Genomic DNA, 24,981 nt, shown 5'->3' with positions numbered 1-24,981 from the left:
TATGGGTAAATACCAAAAAGGTTTTCTTTTACTCCTAATTTTGATATGTGCCCATACTTTTGGACAAAATTCCCTTCCCGCAGACTCGCTGAACCTAGCAGTCGACACTACCATCATAGATGATTTAACCGTTACCAAAACTCCGGAATTGGTACCTAACCAAGGATTTTCCATGAATAGCCTGTGGCGGGGTGCATTAGGAATGGCAGTTTTGGTGCTTATTTCTTTTTTATTCAGCTCAAATCGAAGGGCAATCAACTGGAAAACCGTCTCTATAGGTCTCGGTATTCAATTGTTGATTGCAATAGGAGTCCTCAAGGTTCCTTTTGTAAAGCTTGTTTTTGAAAACATTGGTAAATTATTTATCAGTATACTAGATTTTACCCGATCTGGAAGTAAGTTTTTATTTGAAGGACTTGTGGTAGACACAGACACCTTTGGATATATTTTTGCATTTCAGGTATTACCCACGATTGTCTTCTTCTCCGCTCTCACCTCTGTACTGTTTTACTTGGGAATTATTCAGAAAGTTGTGAAAGCTCTAGCCTGGTTGCTCACCAAATCTTTAGGAATTTCCGGAGCGGAAAGTCTCTCAATAGCCGGAAATATCTTTTTAGGACAAACAGAGGCCCCCTTGCTCATCAAAGCTTATTTAGAAAAAATGAACCGGTCAGAAATCCTTCTAGTTATGATTGGAGGAATGGCCACTGTTGCTGGCGCTGTGTTAGCTGCCTACATCGGATTCCTTGGGAATCAAGACCCCATACTAGAGCTACTTTTTGCCAAGCATTTACTGGCTGCTTCGGTTATGGCAGCTCCCGGGGCTATTGTGGTTTCAAAAATTCTATATCCCCAGACAGAAAAAATCAACACGGATGTTAAGGTCTCCAACGAAAAAATTGGGTCAAATATCTTGGATGCCATCGCAAATGGAACTACCGAAGGCTTAAAACTGGCAGTTAATGTTGGAGCGATGCTTTTAGTTTTTATGGCTTTTATAGCGATGCTCAATGGAGGATTTGACTGGTTTGGGGAGTGGACAAACCTTAATTCATGGGTCCAAGCTAATACGCCTTATAAATCATTTTCTCTAGAAGCGATACTGGGAACCATTTTTGCACCTATAATGTGGTTGATAGGAGTCGCCAATGAAGATTTAATGTTCATGGGACAGTTGTTGGGAATCAAATTAGCAGCTAGTGAGTTTATCGCTTATGAACAACTTGCTGTTTTAAAAGATGTGACCAAATCTTCCCATCTAACCTATAATAAATCGGTAATTATGGCCACCTATATGCTTTGCGGTTTTGCCAACTTTGCTTCCATTGGTATACAGATTGGTGGTATTGGTTCGTTGGCGCCAGGTCAGCGTAAAACGCTTTCCGAATTTGGCATGAAGGCCGTGCTAGGTGGGTCACTTGCATCTTTACTTTCTGCTACTATTGCTGGGATGATTCTCGGTTGATAAATTCTTCATAAGTACACCTTCTTTCGCTTCAATTTTTCATCAACTTTAGATTATTTTAGACGGATTTATTTTTTGTCACATCGAGCGCAGTCAAGATATCTTTTCAAATTTCTCCTCGCTATGCTCTTTCTAAATGACACTGAGAATTAGGATACAAGAATGAAACAATACCACGATTTACTTAAGCATGTATTGGAACAAGGCAACCAAAAGGGTGACCGAACCGGAACTGGAACTTTAAGCGTTTTCGGCTATCAAATGCGGTTTGACCTTGCCGAAGGTTTTCCAATGGTGACTACTAAAAAACTACACCTTAAGTCCATTGTTCACGAATTGTTATGGTTTTTAAATGGAGACACCAATGTAAAGTACCTACAGGACAATGGTGTTCGTATCTGGAACGAGTGGGCGGACGAAAATGGAGATTTAGGTCCAGTTTATGGCCACCAGTGGCGCAATTGGAATTCCGAAGAGATTGATCAGATCAAGGAGGTCATTCATACTTTAAAACATAATCCAAATAGCCGACGCATGTTGATTTCTGCCTGGAATCCCAGTGTATTGCCAGACACTTCTGTGTCGTTTTCCGAGAATGTAGCAAACGGGAAGGCTGCCCTCCCCCCCTGCCATGCTTTTTTCCAGTTTTATGTGGCAGATGGTAAACTTTCTTGTCAATTATACCAACGCAGTGCGGATATCTTTCTGGGTGTTCCATTCAACATTGCATCTTATGCGCTATTTACTTTAATGATGGCCCAAGTATGTGGTTACCAACCTGGAGAATTTATCCACACCTTTGGTGATGCCCATATTTATAACAACCATATGGAACAGGTAGAATTACAATTGAGCCGAGAACCTCGACCTCTGCCTACTATGCGACTTAATCCTGAAGTAAAAAATATTTTTGACTTTACTTTTGATGATTTTGAGCTACTTAACTATGACCCATATCCGCACATTAAGGGAGTTGTAGCTGTATAGAAACGTGAAGCTAGGTTTCCATATCTTGCCAAAAAACGAATGTCTGAAGAGAGCTTTATATCTGCCATAGTTGGTATTACTACTTTTATTTCCTTGTTTTTGGCTTTCTTTCTCGTCACGGTTAAGACGAAAAACCGATTGAGCAATCGTCTTTTTGCTTTCTTCTTGGTTTTAATTGTAATTGATTTGAGTAGCTTCTTATTTGGTTCCCAAAGCGAATCTGTTTCGAATTTAGGTTTGCTAAGAAATCTCGCTGTTTTTCTTCAACCCCCAACATTATATCTCTATATCCTTTCGGCATGTTTTGTAGATTTTAAACTACAACCCAAGCATGCTTTGCATCTTGTTCCTTTTATCTTGGTCAATCTTGTATTTTTTCCAAGATTCTATTTACAAAGTCAAGAAGAAAAACTCCTTTTTTTGCAAGACTTCAGGAGTACTTTCGAAATACAGTTCAACCATATTTTTTTCCATATTCAAGTTACAGCATACCTTGTCGCCTGTTTTTTAGTATTGAAAAAAGTGAAACGCTTATATCTGGAAAATTATGCCGGAGCTAACATTAAATCCTACTATTGGTTGTTTCAGTTAACCATTGCAATTTCTGTTTTTTACGCCCTAGCCCTTGCTAAAAATGTTTTTAAGTTTTCGGTTTTTGATACTTTTTCTGAAGGGATTCGAATAGGGCTTTTTGTGCTACAATTTATCATTATATGTTGGTATCTTTTCAAAGCGCTAAACCACCCGGACCTTTTTCGAAACCTAAATTCTAGATTGCAATTAGTAGAAGTTCTACTTTCAGAACAAAAAAAGGAAGATGATAATCAATCCAAAGGACAGGATGAATTATTGCGGCTTAAAAAATATATGTCCGAGGAAAAACCGTTCCTTAATCCTGCTTTGACCATTCAAACCTTATCTGATGAGATTGGAATTCCAGCTAGGGAACTATCCATTCTGATAAACCACAAGATGGGACAACATTTCTTTGACTTTATCAATTCGTACCGCATCCAAAGTGCAGTGGATATTCTAAAGGACCCTTCAAAAAAGAAGGTTACCATTCTCGAAATTCTTTATGAAGTGGGTTTCAACTCGAAATCTTCTTTCAATACAGCTTTTAAAAAACATACGGGTTCTACACCCACCTCTTATCGTTTGAAAAATTCATAACCAGTTATTTACCATTAAAGTATTCCTTTTTACAAAAGGGCAGTTCGACTTTTTTCTTCCAAAAAATGGTTCGACTTCATGTAGTCGGTCGCACAGTAGAGGCATGTTTTTCAGATTTGTCATGAATCTTTAAAACATAAAACGATGAAGCATTTAGGTAAACTCTTATTCTTACTTTTACTAGCAGGTCAGCTTTCCTTTGGTCAAAGCATCTCCCAAAAAATAGATTCCGTTGCAAAAAGCTATTACGAGCAGAGTGGTATTGGTATAAGCATTGGGTTTATCCAAGACAATCAAGAGTGTTACTCAGCCTATGGTACTTTGAGTAAGGAAAGTAATATTTCAATTAATAAAAATTCAGTTTTTGAAATTGCTTCCATCACCAAGATTATCACTGCTACACTAATTGCCCAAGCCGAACTGGAAGGTAAACTAAAGCTGAATGATTATATCGATAGCTACCTTCCTGAAGTATATACATTGCACGATGACCTTAAAAACAAAATCAAAATATCAGATTTGGCCTCGCATCAATCTGGTTTGCCCGACCTTGATTTTAGGAAGTTGATTGAATTAAATCCACAGCAGCCTGTCAGTAGTGTTACGCAAAAAATACTCACAGAAATGGTAAATTCTTGTGAAACACTAATCGATTACGGTACATATCGATATTCTACCCTAGGATATACTTTGTTAGGGCAAATATTGGAACCCATCTATGGAAAAACTTATGATACTTTAGTGCGCGAAAAAATCGTCCAACCTTTACAGCTTACCAACACCTTCACCAAAGAATTTCAGGTATATAACCGAACTAACGGGTACAATCCTGAAGGTGGAGAACAAGAATTCTTTAATTGGAACATTACAGCTCCTGCTGGTCTGCTAAAATCCAGCGCTTCGGATATGGTGACCTACCTAAAAGCCTTGTTGAACACGAAAACTGTACGTTCTAAAGCTGCTTTTTTGACTGAAACCATAGTCTATGCTGATGAAAATCGCAGTATGGGATTGGGACTCAATATCATTAAAGACGGGGACAACACCCTCTACCTCAAATCTGGGGACTCCATGGGACAGTCTTCTATGCTATGCTACAACCGAGCAGACGACTGGGGTATTGTTATCCTATTAAACCATAGAAATTCTCCCATGAGACAAGAATTGTTGAACGTCATTTATGAAGTGGCCTTAAAAAAACTATAAGAAACCATGAGACATTTAATACGACAAGCCATTTTACTTCCCGCTATCTTTTTTGTCCCCACTACCATTGCTGGGTTCTTAACGGACAACTATAGTTTTATTGAGCAACATGGCAGTGAAATCACCGTAACGGATTTTGCAATGGCCAAATTATTTCTCAACGGTGGAGCAATTGCAACCGGACTATCTTGCATATCCCTAGCAATTGGCATAAGGTTTATCTTCAAAAAATATTACCTATCCAGTATCATCTTGACCATTTTTGGAATCTCCATGATTTCCAATGGATTATATCCCATGGGAACACTAATGCATGGTTTTTATGGCATAGGCCTATCACTCATGTTACTTCCGTTTGTAGCTTGTTACGAACTAAAAAATGAAGGCGTGAGTCAGCGATTCTTTCGCATATCATTGATTGCTGGATTAATTATTTTCATCTACTTCTGGTCTATGCTGATTGGATTGGACCCGGCAAATTATAGAGGTTTAACCCAGCGTGTTGCCAGTATTTTCATATTCGGATGGATAGCGTATTTTGCATTCGAATTAAACAAAAAACGTCGTGACCCTGAATAAAACCCTAAACCTACAGCATCCATTAAAAATCAGCTTCTTGGTACTTACCATATTTCTACTACTGTCTGCATGTAGTGAAAAAACATCTCAATCAGTTCAGTTACAGACAGAGAATGACAGTTTAAAAAGTAAAATTGCTGAACTTGAAGCTGAAATTCAGATAAATGAGGAGATAAGGAATACCACGAAGGTCACCATAGCCAATACAGATGTTAAGGAGTTAACCTCAAAATTCAACGATCAGACCTATCAGATTAAGATTTCATATCCCAAAAGTTATTTTACCAACAAGGAGCGGAAGTATCCCGTTATGTATGTGATTGATGCAGAAACAAATTTTGGAGGTGTCAGTTATATCGTTCAACGACTTATTAAGGACAAATTGATTCCTGAAATATTGGTAGTGGGCATAGCGTACAATACCAATTATAAAAACTTCTACAGACTAAGAAGCAGGGACCTGACCCCAGTTGAGGACAAAGATTTACGCATGGGAAAAAATTCTGTTGATCCCACAGGAGGCGCGCCCCAATTCAGTGACTTTATGGAATTTGAACTTTTCCCTTTTATTGAAAAGGAATTCAGAACAAAGAAAAAGGACCGTGCAATTTATGGACATTCTTATGGAGGGCTCTACGGTTCCTATGCCCTATTAGAAAAACCTCATCTTTTTAACCGATATCTTTTGTTAGGCCCTTCTCTATGGTTCAAAGACAAACTTTTGATAAAACAAGTACAGTCCATGAGTTTGGGGTTTGACCTAGAAACTAAACTTTACATGGCCTCAGGAGAGTTTGATTTACGCATAAATGATTTTCAAGAAGAATTTGTAGATTTCCTAAAAGCCAAGAATTTATCCAAATTGGCCATCAAATCTGAGGTAATCAAAAACGAAACCCATCGTACCATTTTTGGAGTAGGCTTCACTAATGGACTTCGGTTTATTTATAACAGATAAAAAGATATTTGGCAGCTATCTCGTTAAAATTTATTTAAAACAATTATTTAGTTAGGATTCCTTACTATATTTGTTTCATCTTTAATTCATAAAAACATTTAAAAATGAACAAATCAATTTTTTATCATGCAGGCTGTCCGGTCTGTGTCAGCGCAGAACAAGACATCGTAAACCTAATTGGAACAGAAAACGTAGAAATTGTGAACATAGGTGAAATCAAATCAAGAATCCCTGAAGCGGAAAATGCAGGTGTGAAATCTGTACCAGCTTTGGTAACTCCAAACGGAAATCCCCTTCACATCAACTTTGGTGCATCCATGGATGATATAAAAGCTTAATTTTTTTAATTCTTATAGTTAGGATTCCTAATTATCTAAAATTGAATTTAAAAACAAAAACAATGAAATCAGTACTACAACTACTTTCAGCAGCGATGCTTTTAGGCACAACAATCTCGTGTGCCCAACAAAGTCCATACAACAATGACGACTTCTCCATAAAGGATGTCCGCGTTACCAGTAAAACCAATTTAGGCATTACGGTTTGGGAAATTGAAGTTCTTGGTACCGCCGGAAAAACCACACCTACTAAAATGGGGCAACTGGATGGCGCACCCGTTTTGGGCTATGTTTTCCCTACCAGTCTACAATCTACTGATGTAGGCTTTGGAGAAACAGAGGGCATTGTTGCTCTGGCGCTTACTTCGCATCCTGATTTTGACGACACACCACTTTGGGATGAAAACAATGATAGCGTTTTCGATAATGACGGCCTAGTTTGGCATCCACACTGGGTGGTATTGATCCAAGACGATAGGGTCGACGGTGGACTTTCCGTAAAACAATTCAAAAAAGCGGACGAAACCGTGGTATTACCCCCAACCAATCCAGGAATGCCCATGTATATGGATTCACCAGGGTATCCGGTTACCACCCATCAGCAAACCATGAAAGTGGTTGTGCCCAACTATAGAATGAACAACAAATCGGATTTTAAGTACGACGGTGTTACGGCATTCATGAAGGTGAACACCAGTAAGGAAGATTTACCCATGCTGGGGGTTTATGATGTATATAGCATAGCAAGTGGTGACCTATCCTTGCCCTATACCGTAAAAAAACAATAAGATGAAAGTATCCGTTTGGGACACCTATGTAAACCGAAACGATGGTATAGTCATGCATTTTGATATCCTCGTACCTATTACCGTTACTGAAGAAGAGACTATTTTCAGATTCGGAAAAAAGTACCTTGATACCAAACCATTTTCCACAGGAGAACTCTCTGCCAAGAAATGCAGGTTCTGCCATATTGAGCATGCTACGGAAGAAATGGTCACTTCAATTGAGAACGAAGGCTTTACTATAATAGAAATGGAGAATTGCCAATAATTTAATTAGGATTACTAACTTGGTCCCGTCCATCAACGGGACCTTTTTTATGGATAACAGCACATTTAACCCGAAACAACAAGAAAAGGATATTTCAAGCAAGATTGTGGCCGGTCTTGAGCGTATTTCAGAAGTGTTCAAGGTGCTCTTGTGGGAAAAAGCCAAATTGGTAGGCTTAAGTCCTATCCAAATTCAAATGTTGATTTTCATTGCGTTTCACAAACAGGACTTGTGCAATGTGAGCCATCTGGCTAAGGAATTTAATGTAACCAAACCTACCATAAGTGATGCCATTCGTGTCTTGGATAAAAAGGGGATGGTCTCCAAAGACTTCTCTTCTTCGGATAACCGCAGCTATTCACTTCTCTTGACCGATTTAGGCCGAGAACTGGTGGCCACAACCCACGATTTTGCAACACCTCTCAAAAAACAGCTGGACTCTTTTAACCAAGAGCAATTGAAAAGCCTATCTACCACTATCAATGAGCTTATCTATAAACTAAACCGAACTGGTATTCTGACCGTACAGCGCATGTGCTTTGGATGTACCTTCTACCAAAAAAACAAGGACACCGATTACTGCAAACTGCTCCAAAAAAAGCTAACCACCACCCAAATACGACTGGATTGCCCAGAGTTTGAGGAGAAACCTGCATCCCATACCGCATAAAAGAATCGAAGTGATTTAAATTATCGCTTTTTAGTATTTTAGGGCAAGGGTACTTTATATTCCCGCAAACTTAGATTCAACCCGTTAATGCGTTCATTGATTGACTTTCTCTCGAAAAAGTTCAACTTATCCAATTTTTGGGTCAGTAACGGCATTGCCCTGGTTGTAATCGCTGTCATAGCAAACCATCTGGGCCAACCGGAGAGCTTCCCCTTTAATGAGTCTTACAAATTTCCTTGGCTTTCCATTCTTATTTCAATAGTTCTAGGTGCTGCAATCATTTGCATTGCCAAATTGAACTTTGACTATTTTAAAAGAAGGTATTTTGTTCAAGAAATAAATACACCTCTACTTTTACGTTTTTTGTTGTCTACCCTAGGGTTTTTATCCATTTTTTACGGACTGTTTTACTTGGTTGTTGTTGGAATTGTTGATAGCGTTAATGGGTATAGTTTGTACTACTTCCTCATAGGGCTCAGTGTAACCCTGCTGATTAGTGTTATCTCCATTGCGATTTTATTCGCAAAAGAACTGTACCAACTGTATCGATTCTCATCTATAGAAGGCAAACTCAAAGTGGAATACGGCGGTAAAATTACGATGGTCAATTATGATGAAATTGCCTTTGTCTATACAGAAAACAAAATAGCCTACATTGTAAAAACCGATGGCAGTTCGGTATTCACAGATTTCACTTTAAATGAAATTGAAGACAAAATCAATGCCCATAGTTTTTATAGAGCCAATAGACAAACCATACTTCATGCCTCCGCTATTGAGCAAGTACAGGCTATAGAAAACGGTAAGCTCGCTGTGCGACTCAAGTCTGACCTTTCTCAGGAAAGAGCACAACACATAAATATAAGCCGCTATAAAAAGCAGGAATTCTTGAATTGGTTTGAAAAGAAACTGTGAAATAGGCTGACCATTCAGCTATTTCTTTGATACCATTCAGGCAAAAAGCGTTGATTCTCTTATGCTAAGCTAGCTTCTCCATCATTTCTTTGTTCAAAATCTAAAATCAAAAAATGATGAAAACAAACGTTTTAAAATCCATACTTACGCCCGTAGTGGCTATTCTTTTATGTTGCGCACTATATGTATTGGGCTATTTTCAAATACTGTTTGCAGTGCTTATTGTAATTATAGCTAGCCGTATAGAATATGGAAAAGAATTATTTGCCTCTCTGGGGTTCCAACGTCATAGATTAAAAGCCGTAAACCTTCTTGTTGTGGCCCCTCTGGTTGCGGGAGTAATGTTTGTAATATACTTGTACGTACTAATACCTGGGGTTACCTATCTAACTGGCCAGCCCATAGATTTCTCTGAGTTCGAAGTCTACAAAGGCAATCTGCCCGCTATTTTAGGTCTTTTCGTTTATGTTTGGGCCTCTGCCGCATTTGGAGAAGAAATCTTGTTTAGGGGGTATCTAATGCGGCAGTTTATCAAATTCTTTGGAGATAGCAGAGTTGTTATTGTCTTGAACATTGTATTATTGGGAGCACTCTTCGGTTGGATACACGCCTACCAAGGTATTACCGGCCAGATTATAACAGGCATTATTGGTGTCACCATGGCCACCATCTTCTATTTCCGCAAGTACGACCTCTGGTTCTGTATTGCTTTGCACGGTTTTTTTGATACGATTGCCTTGGTATTTATGTATTATGGGATTTAGTCATTTACAAATTCTTGTTTAATTATAGATTAGAAGTATGTAAATGGGTTTTATATTTATTCTATCAAATTGCTTTTTTCCTTGAAGTTGAAGATGATACTAAAAAAGACAATACTTATATCTCTCTATTTTCTCTGCATATTTTCTTTTGGACAGAAAATTGAATCAGATAGCTTTTTCTCAAGATTTATCTTGAATGATAGATATGGAGAGCTGTTTTATTGTGACGATAAAAATCACTTTACTTTGAAACTTGTCGGTAATACAATTCAAGAAGTAGAAATAGAAGGGAGTCAAAGGGTTCAAAAAAACCAACATTTCATATCCATAGATGGGATAATAATCCAAACTATTAGTATTCCAATACCAAAGCATTTAAGAAAAATAGATTCTACAGAACCAGAAAAAATTTTAGACGCGTACTTAAACTATGAATTAGACTTTATAAAAAACGAATTGAAAGTAAACATTTCTGATGTTCTAATGATGCCAGGTAATTTTTCTTCTAGAAAATATCTTCTTTGGAAATATAAATTAACTGACAACATGAATATCAACGATGGAGAAACGGTAAAAGGACAAATTCATCTTTCTACTATTTGTTTTAATCAAGTGTTGACTCTTAGTATTCCAATGATTGACTTGTCTTTAGAAAATAAATACAGAAGGAAGCTTGTGAATTTAGCTCGTCGGATAAAGTTGAATGAAAAACCATGCGAAAAATAGCTTCAGTTCGTAACCTAACTAATAGCTATTATCTCCGCAACACCCCAACTACATCCCGTAGCGCGGCCACCACGTTTTGCACCTCCCTTTTGGTAAACGCATTGTCCTCCAAGTAAAATAACATTTCCACCGTCAAATCCAGTTTCTGGGCTAGAACTTCGGGCGTGCCGTAAATGTCTTCAATTAAATGAGTCAAACTATCCAATTGTTTCTTGGAGACCATACCCCAAATTTCATTCTAATTTTTGGATTTTGTGGCCCTATCTATCGGACCAGAACAGCTTTTTCATAGAAAGATTCCGATGTTATATTAGAATTCAGCTTTGGGCAAAACAAACTCTTCACTGATGGGATTTCCATCCTCCGAAATCCCCACAATCCGGACAACATAATTTCCTTCGGCCAAGTCGTCTGGACAAAAGTTCAGTGTCTTGTGCTTTTTCCCAAAGATTTCAATATCAGGTTCCCACAGAACTGTTTTGGGCAAGGGAGAGGGCACTTTCCCCAAAACCGGAGGGTCACATTCTTCCCTTTCAAAAGGTTCCGAGGTGTCAAACCCTTTTTTGGTCAGGGTAAGAATATGGGGCGACCGGCGTCCATCAGCACCGACAGGTTTGACACCTCCTTCGTAATTGAATCCGGACCCACGGCGTGTATATACAGCTACTACACCATTGGTGCCCCTAGTTCCATAAGCGCTGGCATTCGCTCCACTAAGCACATCTACCATCAAGATATCCCAGATAGGCATACTTGCAATTGCCTGTAAATCCACCCTAATGCCATCAATCAAGAAAAGTGGAGAATTAGATGATCTAAAGCTGTTTAGACCTCGTATTTGTACCAAGTCTTGACCATCTCGTCCTCTTCTCACTTGAACACCTGGCATAAATCTCAAAATATTTATTACCGTGTTTATCCCGTTCTGCGGGAGGGAATCCGCAAATATCCTACTGGTAGGAGTGCTATATATGGGTGTCAGCTTTTTAATCTGCTCCGCTATCAGTTCATTTTTGGCCTTTTTTTTCTGTGTGACCACCACCTCATTGAGCAGGGTTATCTTTTTGCCCGTCTCAAAATCATAGGCATCCACGGGTGATGGATCGGACTGGGCCGTACGGACCTGATCCTGCGCTTTGTCCGCTTTTCGTTTTTCTGTACTTTCATCATCCAGTTCTTCCTTTTCATTTGGCCATGAGAACTCTGGTTCCTCTTCCAGAACAATGACCACCTGCTGTTTTGCAAATTGACTGCGTCCTTTGAGACGGGAGGCCTTGAGCACCATGGAAATACTGTCCTTGAAGTCAAATGGACCAAAGACGAACCTGCCCTCTTCATCGGTCTGCCCTTTAGTTTGGAATATTTCTCCGCCCAAAAATTCCAGAGACACCATGGAGGGAACTCCTTTCCTTTTCTTGCCCAAGGATTCCGTTCTCCCACTGATAAAAATACCCTTCTCCGGTGTCAGATATTCTTCAATCGCTGTTTTTTGGGAAATATCATCCCAAGAGAACCTTTTCCAGTCACTGCTTATCATCAAGGCATCCAAGATGTTTCTGCGCCGGACGGCATCCTCTTCCTTCAGCACCTCATTAACTTGATGCGACATGCCATAGTCCGAATACAGCTCAAGCCAATTTTCAATATTGTTGTCGTCAGTCCTTTTGTTACCATTGGCGTTGGTCTCCAAAACACTGATGGAAAAGTTACCCTTTGAAGGTATCCCCTTTTCATCGGTAAGCTCAAAGTCCAGCGACCATTCTCCGTCCGAACCTTTTTTCGTGCTGGAAAATGAAAGCTTGGTTGTGTTCACCGGGTTCTGGACATATGCCAAACGTTCGCAAACCGCCTGTCCCTTGCCGTCAAACAAAGTGACATGGGCAATACCGTCCTGCATTTGATCCGTGGGGACACGAACGACATACTTGGAACCGTGGGTCTCATCACCCTGAAACCAAAGAAAACTATCGCCCCTCACATGGCCCACCATAGTGGTTCCGTCCAAACCTTCGGGCACTGTCGTCTCGGCCTTAATGACCAAGTCCCCACCCATATTCTCCAAACTGAGCGTATGTCCATCTCTAGCGATGGATGGAAGACTTTGCTCCCAAGTGTTGTCTTGCCTATTAAATCTGGCAAAATATGTATTTCCGGTCTCAGGGGTAAAGGCACATTTGGCAAGTCCGTATTTTCCGGTATCGAAAGTGGTGACCACATTCCCAAGATTGTTGACCACCTCGCCCTTGACCTCCGTCGGTTTTCCTGCAGCATCCAAGGATTTGATCACAACCTCGCCCAGAATTCCATATACCAATTGGCCTCCCTCTGGATAAAAGGACAGTTCCACATCCCTGTCCTCATCCTGATGTTCCTCTTTCTGCCCACTGGAAGCTGCATCTAAAGGCAAATCCACATCTCCAATATATATCTTCCGCTCATAACCAAAGGATTCCAAATCCTTCTGCATATACTTCGTATAGGCCCGAATTGTGTATACCCCATCCGGTGTGTTTCTATGGATATGGAAGCTCATCGAACATATCAGCTGTTCCGCAAAGCCCTTTTTCTTTGACATCACGTTTCCGTTCTCGTCAACCACTTCAAGATAGACTACTTTACTCTTCGGACTCTTGGTATGGCCAATACCGTCCACTAGATAGACACTTGTCCAAATGGTCTCGTCTTGGGAATAGTGGGATTTATCCGTATTGATGAAAATCTTCTCGGGGGACAATATGGTCTTGTATGCACTGAGCCCTTTTGAAATGGCCCGGGCCGGAGTCTCTCCGTTCTGGGAAATCAAGGTCTGGACAAATAAGGGAATCACCAATAGTGAAAGTAGGAGCGGCTTTTTCATGAGTCTAGCAGTGAAAATTTAGATGCAAGAATTTAAGAATTATACTCAAAAAAAGCTAATCATTGAGATGTCAAAAATCAAAAAAGTTAAAAAAATAGCCCGGACGTCCGTCCGGGCTATTTTCTTGAGTCGGTCAAATGAACTAATTCAAAAATTCTCTTTTTCATGTTTATTAATGTGGTGCTTCACGCGTTACCCGAATGGAATTGGAGACCGCATAAAAACCTTCCAATCCAGATAAAAGATTGTTACCTTGTGTAAGACCTTGTAGTCCTTCTTCGTAAGTAATGTGCCAGATAAGGCATACCCCAACGCCCGCTTCGTCAAAATCCACACCTTCCACTGCTTCAAGCGTTGGCGGTAAGCCCAATATATTGTTTTGATCATCTGTAATAACCCATCTTTGGATACTTCCGTTCAGTTTTGAGTTATCCAAACGAATTCCACTTACCATATCTGGTTTTCCATCTACCTTAAAAGTAAACGGACCGCCACTTATTTTTCCGGCATGCAAAGGATTTCGGTTTACCACCACAAAGTTTGACAAGGCAAAATTACCAGACAGGTTATTGAGATTTTCACCACCTGTCAATCCAGAGAGTTCTCCAGTAAAGGTTACATGGAAAATATAACATGAGCCAACTCCCGCATCATCAAAATCGACACCCATCACGGCTTCCAAGGTTGGAGGAATACCCAATATGTTCTTTGAATCATCTGTAATTACATAGGTTTGTTTGGCTCCGTTCAATTCTGAATCGTCCAAAGCGATGGTATTTACCATATCTGGAGTGCCATCCACAACAAAATTATAAGGACCTCCAGAGAGTGCTCCCGCATTCAAAGGATTTCGGTTCACTACCACAAAATTGGATAAAGCGAAATTACCACTAAGGTCATTCAAGTTCTGCCCGCCTTCCAAGCCAGAAAGTTCACCAGAATATGTTAAATGAAAGATATAGCAAGATCCCACACCTGCTGCATCAAAATCAACGCCCATTACTGCTTCCAAAGTTGGCGGTATGCCCAGAATATTCTTGGAATCGTCTGTGATAACATAGGTCTGAGCGTCACCTATAAGAGTCGAATCATCCAAAGCGATAGTACTTACCATATCAGGAATCCCATCAACTACAAACTCATAAGGGCCGCCAGAAAGTGTGCCAGCATTAAGACCATCACGCTGTACGATTACAAAATTGGAAAGGTCAAACAGGCCTTCTAAATCATCTAAGTTTGCACCTGCTTCGAGACCTGTCAATCCATTCTCATATATTAAATGATAAATGTAGCAAGTACCAGCTCCTGCCTCGTCAAAATCAACACCCCTAACGGCATCCAAAGTTGGAGGAATGCCTAAAATGTTATTGGAATTATCCGTAATTACATAGGTCCTATTACTACCAAGTAGATTACTGGCATCCAATGAAATTGTAGTTACCATATCGGGAATTCCATCTACAACAAAAGTATAAGGTCCCCCTGATAGGGTACCTGCATTCAGTTCTACAGGGGTGTCGTCTGTTTCCCCTTTATTACATGAGGTCAGGATAATCCCAAGACCCAACAAGGATAAAAAAGATTTTAAGTGGTTCATTGTATGTGTTCTTTTAGTTAGAATCACAAAGAAATATGCGATTCATTGCAGAAGTATCACATAAAAATCAACATTCATTACTCTTTCATTTTCAATAGGTTACCATAAAAACAGCTTGTATTTGTAAAGATTTTCAATAAAAATGGACTTTTATAGAAGTATCCTGTTCAAAATCCCGAAACATCGGTGAACATTTCGTGATACTTTACCACTTAATTCGTTATGTCATGAAAAAGGTATTGATTGTTGAGGATGATGCCGAAATCATTCATCTTTTAGAAATTCACTTAAAGGATTTAGGCTGCAAGGTCTTGACCAGCTCCAATGGTGCTGAAGGGCTGAGGAAAGCCATTAATGAAAATCCGGATTTGATTATTTTGGATGTGATGTTGCCCGAGATAGATGGCATCGAAGTGTGCCAAAAAGTTAGGGCAAACAATATTACCTCTCCCATTATGATGCTTACAGCCCGTTCTGAAGAGATTGATAAGGTCTTGGGATTAGAAGTTGGTGCCGATGACTACTTGACCAAGCCATTCAGTGTTCGAGAATTTATAGCAAGGGTAAAGGCCATTTTTAGGAGACAAAAGATGGATGACAGTATACCCGCTAAGAACCAAGATCCAAAATTGATCGAGTTCGATATGTTGTCCATTAACATTGAAATGCGAAAAGTGCTTCTGGATGGTAAAAAGATTGAACTCTCCCCCAAGGAATTCGAATTATTGGTACTTCTATCATCCAATCCCGGCAAAAGTTATGATCGTACCCAGTTACTAAATATGATTTGGGGGTATGATTTTAAGGGATACGAACATACGGTGAATTCCCATATAAATCGGCTCAGGTCCAAAATAGAACCCGATATGAGCAATCCCAAGTTTATACTTACCACATGGGGCGTTGGATATAAATTCAACGAAGATCTTGTGGGAAGCTAAAAATAGCATATGAAGAACAATATTCTTACCACTCGATTTGTCATCAAATTATCGCTTTCATTTTTGGCCATTCTTTTACTGGCTGGAATCGGTTATACCATTACTTCCATTTATTTATCCAACAAATACTTTTACGAGACCACCCAACGCCTCCATGCCAATCTAGCTAAAGATCTTATTGAAGAGAAATTTAAAAATAATCGCCCCTTTATGGAGTCGGGCGAAGTGAACAAAGCACTTTTTGGAGATATTATGCACGATATGATGGCCGTAAACCGAGCCATTGAAGTCTATCTATTGGATGTACAGGGAAATGTACAGTATTCAGTAGTCTTAGACCATGATGCTCCGGAAACCCAACAAAAAAAGGTGAGCCTTGAACCCATTCAAAGGTTTATCGCAGAAGATGGTGCATCGTACACATTGGGTGATGACCCCAAGGACCTGAGTCAACAAACCATTTTTTCAGCAGCGAAGTTCAATTCGGAGGGCCGTGAAGGCTACGTATATATTGTTTTGGCCGGTGAAGATTTTTTGGCTACAAGAAGTGATTTGTTCAATAGCTATTTTATGCGTTTGGGTCTTGGAGGCTCTTTGTTAACTCTCGTTTTCGCCACACTACTTGGTGTTTTGGCCATCTGGTACTTGACCCGAAGTTTGCGTAAAATTATTTATGCTGCCAAAAGATTCCAACAGGGGGATTTACAATATCGTATTGAAAATGCAGAGCAAACAGACTTGGCCAACGTGGCTACAACATACAATCACATGGCGGATACCATACTTTCGGATATCGAAAAATTGAAATCAGTAGAGCAATTACGTCGCGACCTGATTGCCAATATTTCCCACGATTTACGCACTCCGCTTGCCATAATCCAAGGGTATATCGAAACCTTACACATGAAAGATGCTGAGCTTTCCAAAGAAGAACGAAACGAGTATTTGCAGCGCGTGGCCAAGAGTAGCGAGCGGCTTTCCAAGCTGGTTGCACAGCTTTTTGAGTATTCCAAGTTGGAAGCCAACCAAATAGAACCCGAAAAAGAACCCTTCTTGATTAGTGAACTGGCGAATGATATTCACAGGAACTATATGATTCTGGCACTGCAAAAGAACATAGAACTTAAACTTTCCATGAAAGAGAACATTCCGCTTGTCTTTGCCGATATTTCTCTGGTGGAACGTGCTATACAGAACTTAATGGACAATGCTTTAAAATTTACCCCAGAAGGTGGTAAAGTCACAGTAAGCATTGAAGTAGAGGGGCAAAATGTGGAAGTGATCATCCAAGATTCAGGCCCAGGTATCAAAAAAGAAAATCAAAGCTTGATTTTTGAAAGATACCGACAAACCAAAACCGGGGAACAAAAAGAGGGTATTGGACTTGGATTGGCCATTGTTCGTAAAATCATAGAAATTCACAACTCTAGGATTAAAGTGTTTAGTAAACCCAATGAGGGTACCGCTTTTAGTTTTAGTCTTCCCGTTTACACTATAGGCTAATACGAATATTCCGTATCTTTAAAGAGTAAAATCTGTTTATGATTCTGACCGATTCTTTACTGGATTTCTTTTTGGAAACCCGTAAACATTCTGAAACCATTTGTGAACCCTTGGAAATCGAAGATTACGTAGTCCAACCTGTGGTCGATGTAAGTCCTCCTAAGTGGCATTTGGGGCATACAACCTGGTTTTTTGAGGAGTTTATCCTTAAACCCCATAGTCCAGATTATGTCCAATTTGATGAGGATTTTTCCTTTGTCTTCAATAGCTACTATGAGACTGTGGGAAAGAGAGTAATTCGTTCAGACCGAGGGAATCTTTCCAGACCATCCGTAAAGAAGGTTTACGAATATCGGGCTTATGTTACAACTGGAATCAAAAAGCTTTTTTCCCAGAATCAGGATAAAAATCTAAATACTCTGCTTGAAATTGGGATACATCACGAAAAGCAGCACCAAGAGTTGTTACTCACAGATATCAAATATATTTTGGGCAATAATCCATTGTTACCTCCCTATTCCAATACTTTTCAGGAACATCCGGTAGAAACCCATCAACAATATTGGGTTGAGATGCAGGCTGGAATTTATGAAATAGGACATGATTCTGAGGAGTTTTGTTATGACAATGAGCTGGGAAGGCATAAAGTCTACCTCCATGATTATGAAATATCGAATAAACTGGTAACCAACGAAGAATATATCCAATTTATAGAGGCTGGTGGGTATGAACGTTTTGATTTATGGCATGCAGAAGGTTGGGATTGGGTTCAACAAAATCAGATACAAGCTCCCTTATATTGGCACAAAGTTGATGGTGAATGGCATCATTATACAGCAAAAGGTCTTGAAAAAGTGAATGCACATGCTCCTGTAACCCATGTCTCTTATTTTGAAGCCTTTGCCTACGCCCAATGGAAAGGTTTGCGATTGCCTACCGAGTTTGAATGGGAGGCGGCACAGTCTTTTTATCCCTGGGGCAAGCGATGGGAATGGACAGAAAGTGCCTACTTGCCCTACCCCAATTATCAAAAGGCCGATGGTGCTCTTGGCGAATACAATGGTAAGTTTATGGTCAGCCAAAAAGTACTCCGTGGCGGTTCTGTTGCTACACCCGAGAAACATACAAGATTTACGTATCGAAACTTTTTCCACCCCAATTTGAGATGGCAGTTTACCGGAATCCGGTTGGCTCGATAAATCCTAAACACAAACATGCAAAACAAGGAAATACCAACTTTTGCCTCAGTTTTTGAGCAAGAAGTCTATGAAGGTCTAACGACCTATCCTAAATATTTATCTTCAAAATATTTTTATGATGAAATTGGGGATAAGCTTTTTCAGGACATTATGGCCATGCCCGAGTATTATCTTACCAATTGTGAGTTCAACATCTTTGAAGAACACAAAAAAGCGATTGTTCAACATTTTATAAAAGATGGTTCTCCCTTTAGTTTGTTCGAGTTAGGAGCTGGTGATGGAAAAAAGACCAAAGTCTTATTGAAACAGTTGGTTGACTTAAAGGCCGATTTTGATTATCGTCCTATTGACATTAGTCAAAATGTGCTGGATCAATTGGAGGGCTCCATAATTAAAGAGATTCCAGAGATTACCATCAATACGTTGCAAGGCACTTATTTTGAAACGCTTCGGGATATTGAAAACACCAATGGCAAAAGAAAGGTGATTTTGTTTTTAGGCTCCAATATTGGCAATCTATTACATCCGATGGCCATTGAATTTCTTCAGAACATGCGGGACTCCATAAACGAAGGTGATCTTATTTTTATGGGCTTTGACCAAAAAAAACATCCCCAAGTCATTTTGGATGCCTACAACGATAAGACTGGAATTACCGAGGCTTTCAATAAAAATGTCCTTACTCGAATAAACAAGGAAATGGGCGGCAACTTCAATACGGACAATTTTCTGCATTGGGAGGTATATGACCCTGAAAGTGGAACAGCTAAAAGCTATTTGGTATCCAAAGAAGCTCAAGAAGTCAATATTGAAAGTTTGGAGCTCAATATTCGACTGAAACGGTGGGAAACCATACATACCGAAATTTCCCAAAAGTATGATGATGAAGTTGTGGAATGGTTGGCCGAAAAATCAGGCCTTAACGTTGTCACCTCCTTCTCTGATTCTGAAGAGAATTATAAAAACTATGTATTTAAAAAATAGACCATGAAAGCCATTTGGAACAATACGGTTATTGCCGAGAGCGATGACACTGTGGTTATAGAAAACAACCACTATTTTCCTCCCGAAAGTTTAAAAAAGGAATTCTTTAAATCTAGTGAAACGCATTCCACTTGTCCTTGGAAGGGTGTAGCCTCCTATTACACCCTGGATGTGGACGGCAAACAAAATGCGGATGCCGCTTGGTACTATCCTGAGACCAGTGAGTTAGCCAAGGGAATTAAAGGAAGAGTAGCTTTTTGGAAAGGAGTCACCATTGAGGAATAGTCCCCAATGGTGACCAAAATTTTTGGTTACAGTTCAATCACTGCATTTTCCGTACCAGCAAAATCGTTCCATTGGTAACGATCTGCCGCCTCATCGTTCACATAGTTTCCATCAACGATATAACGGAACTCAAAGGAATTTTCTTTAGGTAGATCAAAGGTTCCCTTAAAGGTTCCATTCTTTAGTTTTTTCAACGTGCTTCCTTTTGGGTTCCACTTGTTGAAGTCTCCAACTACAGCTACTTTCTTAGCTTCTTCAGCTGGAACAGTAAAAGTTACTTTACAAATCGGCTTACTTTTTAGGTATTGTTTCTTTATTGCCATGGTACTAAATTTTGTTTTTAAAATATTCAGCAAAGCAAAATATAAAACCTCTTATTTACAATAAGTTAAGGTCGATTTATCATATTGATAAAATGAACTTTACAATTGCCTTATTTTGGCAAAATAGCCGATTTATTTTTTGGAAAATATGATTCTCGTCAGTTGGACCGAAGAATATCCACAATGGCATCTACTTCATCTTCCGTATTATAGAAATGAAAACTTAGGCGTATACCTGCCCCTCGCAGCGCACAGACCACACCGTTTGATTGTAAAGTGTTAAAAAGCTCTTGATTTCCTTTAATATTGAAAATAGTACTATGCTCCTTTCTATACTGAACGGAGTCCTCCAAAAGCCCTAATCTGGAAAACTCGGTATGGGTCTTTTGAGATAATATTTTTAGATGTTCTTCTATTTTATCCAATCCAACACCCTGAAGAAACTTCAAAGAAAACTGCAGACTTCCAAAATTAAGCGAATCTAAGTGACCAGGTTCAAGATGTTTGCAAAATGGAATGGAATTTCTTTTGGTAATATCCCTATCTACGGAACCATTGCCAATGGACTTGAGATTAAACCTTTTCTTGATTTGGTCTTTTACCAAAACAAAGGCATTGCCATAACCGGATAGTAACCATTTATAAGTGCTGGCTCCTAAAACATCAATTCCTGAATTTTCAAAGTCAAATTCTTGTGTGCCGCAGAATTGGGTTCCATCAGCTATTATCATAAGGTCTGGAAACTCGTTTTTAAGTCGTTTAAGAAAATCTAAATCTACTTTTATTCCGTTTATCCATTGAATCACGCTTAGCGCCAAGATATCAATGTCATTTCCTTTTATAGTTTCATATATTTTTTCCTCAAGTTTTTCGTCAATATTTAGATATATCCTTTTATAGTTTCTTGTTTCAAAGACCCAATTCAAAGATGGGTAGTCATCCTTTAAAAGCAACACATTCTGATTTTTCGGCAATCCCTCAAGAAGCAAGTTCAACGCAATGGAAAAGTTGGGAATCAACGCTACGTTTTCCTTTTTACATCCAAAAAAATCCCCAACAGTTTGATTTATGTAATGTGTATTTTCAAAACTTTTTTGTTTCATGTGGCTCCCCCCCAGCAGGTACTCTTGATCATGCGCCCTTCGCCATTCAAACAAATCCGTACTAAGAAGTCCAGTGGCAGCTGTGTTGGCATAAATGCATTCTTGAAGCACAGGAAATTTTTTCCTTAGCTTTTCAATTTCAGAAGTATTGCTCACAATTCAATTATCTTTGTTGCTAAAGATAGCCATTCCCATGCTCTCCTTTCGAAAAAAGAAATCCAATCCGGTTGACCATGAACAGCATGAACTTTTGGAATATGCGCAAAAGCGGGTAACGCAAAAAAAACGTCTCTTCTCCCATTTTGTAATCTTTCTGATTGGCAGCGTATTCTTGGTATTGATCAACAAAATACTAAAGTACGGGGAACAATACGATTGGTTCGTTTGGGCAATACTCCTTTGGGCTTTCCTGTTTGTACTACATGCCTTTAACGTTTTTGTGACCCATAAATTTATGGGACAAGATTGGGAGCGTAAGCAAAGGGAAATTCTTGTGGCCAAACAGAAAAAACGTATTGCTGAGATACAAAAGGAAATTGAAACCGACTTTCCGTTATCTTCCATCAATAAAAAAAAAGACTAGTGCAGGAACTTATTATTATAGCCGCTGCCGGGGAAAACAACGCCTTGGGTATAAACAACGATTTACCTTGGCATCTCCCAGATGATTTTAAACGTTTTAAAGCCTTGACCTCGGGGAATAAAATTATCATGGGTCGAAAAACACTGGAAAGCTTTCCAAAAGCCTTGCCTAACCGAGAGCATATTGTTATTACCCGAGATACCACCTATACCCCAAAATTTCCTAGTTTGGTAACCCATTCCCTTGAAGATGCAATTGCATTAATTGGAGAAAATGAGCGGGCCTTCATTATAGGTGGCGGTGAAATCTACAAACAGTCCATGGCAATTGCAACTTCAATAGAACTTACTCGAATACACAGCACTTTTAAAGCAGATACTTTTTTTCCTGAAATAGGTACTGCTGATTGGGAGTTGATACATGAAGAATTCCATCCAAAGGATGATCGTCATAAATTTGATTTTACCTATCAGACCTTTAAAAGAAAATAGTCTAGAAATCCTTGTATTCGACTAAAGCATCGTAATCGTTTACAAAGCTTTGAAGTACTTCGGTTTCAATATTGGAATAAAAAGTAGATTTTCCTTTTTTGGTTGACATTGTCAAAAGACTTTCCTGCTCAAGTATGGCTTCCGTTTGCCTCGCGACGGCTTCACCGGAATCTATAATTTGAACATGCTTTGGTAGTATTTTCTTTAACAAGGGTATGAGATAGGGATAATGGGTACAGCCAAGAACAAGACAATCCATTTGAGCCTGTGTCATAGGCTCTAAATAGGACCTCAGCAATGCTTCTGTTTCTTTGTCATTTTCCTTGCCTGCTTCAATTAACTCTACCAAACCTTTACCCTCTTGTTCAATAACCGTAATTCCTTCGGCGTAAAGCCTTGAAGTACTATGAAACAGATTACTGGACAAAGTACCTTTTGTTGCCAATACCCCAACCTTTTTGGTTTTAGTATGCAATGCGGCCGGTTTAATGGCCGGTTCTATTCCTATAAAAGGAATAGGATAGTTTTTTCGCAGGTAACTAATGGCATTAGTGGTGGCAGTATTACAAGCAACTACTATAAGTTTGCAATGTTTTGAAAGCAAAAAGTCTGTGTTCTTTTTACTTAGCTCCAGAATTTCAGTCTCTGATTTGGTGCCATACGGCGCATTCTTACTATCCGCTAAATATAGGGTATCCTCAAATGGGAGTTTTTTTCGGATTTCCTTCCAAATGGAAGTACCTCCTACACCAGAATCAAAAATCCCTATGGGTTTACGCATTTTTAAAAGTAGCTAGATTGTGGAAAACAAAAAACCGTACGTTCAAAAAAGAAGTACGGTTTTTTGTTTTGTTTAAAGTAAAGATTTTTAGAAGCCTAACTCTCTTTTAACAGCAGGCAATAAATCCTTTCCTTTGGCTACAATGAGACCAAGTCCAGGACTTGCATCCATTACATAATCGATACCTTCTGCGGCAGCTACTTTTTCAATGGCACTTTTGGCCTTATCCGAAATGGGTGCAAACAATTCTTGTTGCTTTTTTTGCATTTCTTGAACCGCGGCCTGTTCGGCTTCTTGAATGTTTTTCTCAAACCCCTGAAGCTCTTGTGCTCTTTTCTCGTTTTCCTCTTTAGACTTTGAAGTAGCCTCGTTGGAATACTGGGTGTACTTATTTTTAAGTTCTGTCATTGAACTTTCTATATCTGCCCTATACGTTTCTTGAAGTTTTTTAAGCTCTGCTTGAGCCGCTTTCATCTCCGGCATTTCAGACAATAATTGCTGCACATTGATGTGGGCTGTATTGCTTTGAGCGTTAATAAAACCTGTAGCCGCTACAAACAAAACCAGGGCTACAGCCATCTTCTTTACATTTTTCATAATCTGAGTTACTATTTGAATGTTAATTTTAGTGTTTTTATTTTACTGCTGGATGGAGTCTTTCGGTTGCTCTTGGGCTTTTTTACGTTCTTCCAATTTAGCTTTCCTTCTGGCCTCGCGTTCATCCAACAACTTTTTTCTTCTTGCTTCGTATGCTTTTTTGCGTTCTTCTCTTAATCGCAATTGCTCTGCTCTTCTGTCATCAGCAGCCTTTGCCTTTTCATCTCTAGACTTTGCTGCGTTTTCTTGCCTTTGTTTTAGAGCCTCACTTATTTCTTTATCAGCTTCTGCTTCTTCATCCTTGAACTTGTCCAGTCTGCTTTTTTCTTGTTGCTTTTTATTGGATTTGCTCACTTTTCTTGTGCGAGCTATTTCCCTAAGGACCAAGTCACTAATGTCATGTCTTTTTTCGGAGTACAACATTACGACATCTGCCGATTTATCGAAAATAAAATCGTATCTTTTATTACCTCCTATTTTTTGTACTTCGCTGAAAACTTGGTCTTGAATGGGCTGAATCAATAATCTTTTCTGTAAAACCAAATCTCCTTGAGGGCCAAAACGATCCTGTTGATATTCTATCATTTCCGATTCAAGCACCTGAATTTCCTCTTCCCGCTCGACAATTAACTCATCCGTTAAAAGAACTTTTTCAGCCATTAAATCTTTCTTCATTTGTTCTACAACGCTACGTTTCAGCTCTATTTCCTGCTTCCATTTTTGCGCCTTTGCTTCTAACTGAGTGCTAGCTTCCCTATATTCTTCCACATTTTCAAGGATATACTCCATATCAACATATCCTATCCTTACTCCCCTCTGAGAAAACATTTGGGCAGAAACCATTAAAGTCAATAATGTTAAAAGAACTTTGTTGTTCATTCTTGTTCCGCTTTTTAATAGAAA

At 39.3% G+C, this 24,981-nt stretch carries 28 protein-coding genes; 20 read left to right on the top strand and 8 right to left on the bottom strand.

The window, feature by feature from the left end; genetic code table 11:
- The first annotated feature begins 1 nt into the window (after position 1).
- From ACOKFD_RS17365 to ACOKFD_RS17305, 13 genes are all read left to right on the top strand, one after another.
- Positions 2–1,465 (top strand): NupC/NupG family nucleoside CNT transporter, encoded by a 1,464-nt coding sequence (locus ACOKFD_RS17365; protein WP_422859062.1) that lies wholly within the window; start codon positions 2–4, stop codon positions 1,463–1,465.
- Between the two features lie 162 nt (positions 1,466–1,627).
- On the top strand, positions 1,628–2,452 hold the full coding sequence (locus ACOKFD_RS17360) for a thymidylate synthase (RefSeq protein ID WP_422859061.1): 825 nt from the start codon (positions 1,628–1,630) through the stop codon (positions 2,450–2,452).
- Positions 2,453–2,491: 39 nt separating this feature from the next.
- Positions 2,492–3,625 carry a helix-turn-helix domain-containing protein gene (locus ACOKFD_RS17355; RefSeq protein ID WP_422859060.1) on the top strand — a complete coding sequence of 378 codons (1,134 nt, stop codon included), beginning with the start codon at positions 2,492–2,494 and terminating at the stop codon, positions 3,623–3,625.
- Between the two features lie 144 nt (positions 3,626–3,769).
- Positions 3,770–4,831, top strand: coding sequence for a serine hydrolase domain-containing protein (locus tag ACOKFD_RS17350; RefSeq protein WP_422859059.1), 1,062 nt, complete (start codon positions 3,770–3,772; stop codon positions 4,829–4,831).
- A gap of 6 nt (positions 4,832–4,837) precedes the next feature.
- Positions 4,838–5,410 (top strand): DUF998 domain-containing protein, encoded by a 573-nt coding sequence (locus ACOKFD_RS17345; protein WP_422859058.1) that lies wholly within the window; start codon positions 4,838–4,840, stop codon positions 5,408–5,410.
- Positions 5,397–6,368 (top strand): alpha/beta hydrolase, encoded by a 972-nt coding sequence (locus tag ACOKFD_RS17340; RefSeq protein ID WP_422859057.1) that lies wholly within the window; start codon positions 5,397–5,399, stop codon positions 6,366–6,368. Before ACOKFD_RS17345 ends, ACOKFD_RS17340 begins: the two co-directional genes overlap by 14 nt.
- A gap of 104 nt (positions 6,369–6,472) precedes the next feature.
- Positions 6,473–6,706: a thioredoxin family protein gene (locus ACOKFD_RS17335; RefSeq protein ID WP_422859056.1), complete on the top strand. Its 234-nt coding sequence runs from the start codon at positions 6,473–6,475 to the stop codon at positions 6,704–6,706.
- 62 nt (positions 6,707–6,768) lie between these two features.
- Positions 6,769–7,494 carry a hypothetical protein gene (locus ACOKFD_RS17330; protein WP_422859055.1) on the top strand — a complete coding sequence of 242 codons (726 nt, stop codon included), beginning with the start codon at positions 6,769–6,771 and terminating at the stop codon, positions 7,492–7,494.
- Between the two features lies 1 nt (position 7,495).
- Complete coding sequence (locus tag ACOKFD_RS17325; protein WP_422859054.1) at positions 7,496–7,759, top strand: DUF2024 family protein; 264 nt, start codon at positions 7,496–7,498, stop codon at positions 7,757–7,759.
- Between the two features lie 49 nt (positions 7,760–7,808).
- Positions 7,809–8,429: a MarR family winged helix-turn-helix transcriptional regulator gene (locus ACOKFD_RS17320; RefSeq protein WP_422859053.1), complete on the top strand. Its 621-nt coding sequence runs from the start codon at positions 7,809–7,811 to the stop codon at positions 8,427–8,429.
- 87 nt (positions 8,430–8,516) lie between these two features.
- A complete protein-coding gene (locus ACOKFD_RS17315) occupies positions 8,517–9,344 on the top strand; it encodes a LytR/AlgR family response regulator transcription factor (protein WP_422859052.1) in 828 nt (275 codons plus the stop codon).
- Between the two features lie 113 nt (positions 9,345–9,457).
- Complete coding sequence (locus ACOKFD_RS17310; RefSeq protein WP_422859051.1) at positions 9,458–10,108, top strand: lysostaphin resistance A-like protein; 651 nt, start codon at positions 9,458–9,460, stop codon at positions 10,106–10,108.
- A gap of 93 nt (positions 10,109–10,201) precedes the next feature.
- A complete protein-coding gene (locus ACOKFD_RS17305) occupies positions 10,202–10,834 on the top strand; it encodes a hypothetical protein (RefSeq protein ID WP_422859050.1) in 633 nt (210 codons plus the stop codon).
- Between the two features lie 28 nt (positions 10,835–10,862).
- Here ACOKFD_RS17305 and ACOKFD_RS17300 read toward each other — a convergent pair whose 3' ends face one another.
- From ACOKFD_RS17300 to ACOKFD_RS17290, 3 genes are all read right to left on the bottom strand, one after another.
- A complete protein-coding gene (locus ACOKFD_RS17300; RefSeq protein ID WP_422859049.1) occupies positions 10,863–11,057 on the bottom strand; it encodes a hypothetical protein in 195 nt (64 codons plus the stop codon).
- 87 nt (positions 11,058–11,144) lie between these two features.
- Positions 11,145–13,691, bottom strand: a complete 2,547-nt coding sequence (locus ACOKFD_RS17295; protein WP_422859048.1) for a TonB-dependent receptor — start codon at positions 13,689–13,691, stop codon at positions 11,145–11,147.
- A gap of 172 nt (positions 13,692–13,863) precedes the next feature.
- Positions 13,864–15,288 carry a hypothetical protein gene (locus ACOKFD_RS17290; RefSeq protein WP_422859047.1) on the bottom strand — a complete coding sequence of 475 codons (1,425 nt, stop codon included), beginning with the start codon at positions 15,286–15,288 and terminating at the stop codon, positions 13,864–13,866.
- 227 nt (positions 15,289–15,515) lie between these two features.
- On the opposite strand from ACOKFD_RS17290, the gene ACOKFD_RS17285 reads away from it, so the two are divergent.
- From ACOKFD_RS17285 to ACOKFD_RS17265, 5 genes are read left to right on the top strand one after another with little or no spacing between them, the layout of a single operon-like run.
- Positions 15,516–16,229 carry a response regulator transcription factor gene (locus ACOKFD_RS17285; RefSeq protein ID WP_422859046.1) on the top strand — a complete coding sequence of 238 codons (714 nt, stop codon included), beginning with the start codon at positions 15,516–15,518 and terminating at the stop codon, positions 16,227–16,229.
- Positions 16,230–16,238: 9 nt separating this feature from the next.
- Entirely contained in the window at positions 16,239–17,732 is a 1,494-nt protein-coding gene (locus ACOKFD_RS17280) for a sensor histidine kinase (RefSeq protein ID WP_422859045.1), read from the top strand.
- 38 nt (positions 17,733–17,770) lie between these two features.
- Entirely contained in the window at positions 17,771–18,931 is a 1,161-nt protein-coding gene (egtB, locus tag ACOKFD_RS17275) for an ergothioneine biosynthesis protein EgtB (RefSeq protein WP_422859044.1), read from the top strand.
- 15 nt (positions 18,932–18,946) lie between these two features.
- Positions 18,947–19,915 (top strand): L-histidine N(alpha)-methyltransferase, encoded by a 969-nt coding sequence (locus tag ACOKFD_RS17270; RefSeq protein WP_422859043.1) that lies wholly within the window; start codon positions 18,947–18,949, stop codon positions 19,913–19,915.
- 3 nt (positions 19,916–19,918) lie between these two features.
- Positions 19,919–20,200 carry a DUF427 domain-containing protein gene (locus tag ACOKFD_RS17265; protein ID WP_299000597.1) on the top strand — a complete coding sequence of 94 codons (282 nt, stop codon included), beginning with the start codon at positions 19,919–19,921 and terminating at the stop codon, positions 20,198–20,200.
- A gap of 26 nt (positions 20,201–20,226) precedes the next feature.
- Here the strand turns inward: ACOKFD_RS17265 and ACOKFD_RS17260 are convergent, their stop codons facing one another.
- Both ACOKFD_RS17260 and ACOKFD_RS17255 read right to left on the bottom strand, forming a co-directional pair.
- Positions 20,227–20,523, bottom strand: coding sequence for an isoamylase early set domain-containing protein (locus tag ACOKFD_RS17260; protein ID WP_299000598.1), 297 nt, complete (start codon positions 20,521–20,523; stop codon positions 20,227–20,229).
- A gap of 158 nt (positions 20,524–20,681) precedes the next feature.
- The gene (locus tag ACOKFD_RS17255; RefSeq protein WP_422859042.1) at positions 20,682–21,782 is read right to left on the bottom strand and encodes an aminotransferase class V-fold PLP-dependent enzyme; all 1,101 of its coding nucleotides are present in this window, start codon (positions 21,780–21,782) and stop codon (positions 20,682–20,684) included.
- Positions 21,783–21,819: 37 nt separating this feature from the next.
- Between ACOKFD_RS17255 and ACOKFD_RS17250 the strand changes: the two genes are divergently transcribed.
- Positions 21,820–22,209, top strand: coding sequence for a 2TM domain-containing protein (locus ACOKFD_RS17250; protein WP_299000677.1), 390 nt, complete (start codon positions 21,820–21,822; stop codon positions 22,207–22,209).
- Complete coding sequence (locus ACOKFD_RS17245) at positions 22,209–22,700, top strand: dihydrofolate reductase (RefSeq protein WP_422859041.1); 492 nt, start codon at positions 22,209–22,211, stop codon at positions 22,698–22,700. Before ACOKFD_RS17250 ends, ACOKFD_RS17245 begins: the two co-directional genes overlap by 1 nt.
- 1 nt (position 22,701) lies before the next feature.
- On the opposite strand, the gene murI is transcribed toward ACOKFD_RS17245, so the two are convergent.
- The 3 genes from murI to ACOKFD_RS17230 all read right to left on the bottom strand — a co-directional run bounded on the left by murI (position 22,702) and on the right by ACOKFD_RS17230 (position 24,957).
- Positions 22,702–23,481 (bottom strand): glutamate racemase, encoded by a 780-nt coding sequence (gene murI / locus ACOKFD_RS17240; protein ID WP_422859040.1) that lies wholly within the window; start codon positions 23,479–23,481, stop codon positions 22,702–22,704.
- 87 nt (positions 23,482–23,568) lie between these two features.
- Complete coding sequence (locus tag ACOKFD_RS17235; protein ID WP_299000602.1) at positions 23,569–24,078, bottom strand: OmpH family outer membrane protein; 510 nt, start codon at positions 24,076–24,078, stop codon at positions 23,569–23,571.
- Positions 24,079–24,120: 42 nt separating this feature from the next.
- Positions 24,121–24,957: an OmpH family outer membrane protein gene (locus ACOKFD_RS17230; protein ID WP_422859039.1), complete on the bottom strand. Its 837-nt coding sequence runs from the start codon at positions 24,955–24,957 to the stop codon at positions 24,121–24,123.
- Positions 24,958–24,981 lie beyond the last annotated feature (24 nt).

Source organism: Flagellimonas ulvae, from assembly GCF_049333175.1.
GTDB lineage: Bacteria > Bacteroidota > Bacteroidia > Flavobacteriales > Flavobacteriaceae > Flagellimonas.
The sequence above is the reverse complement of the archived record's forward strand: the minus strand, read 5'-3'. Positions and strand labels throughout refer to the sequence as shown.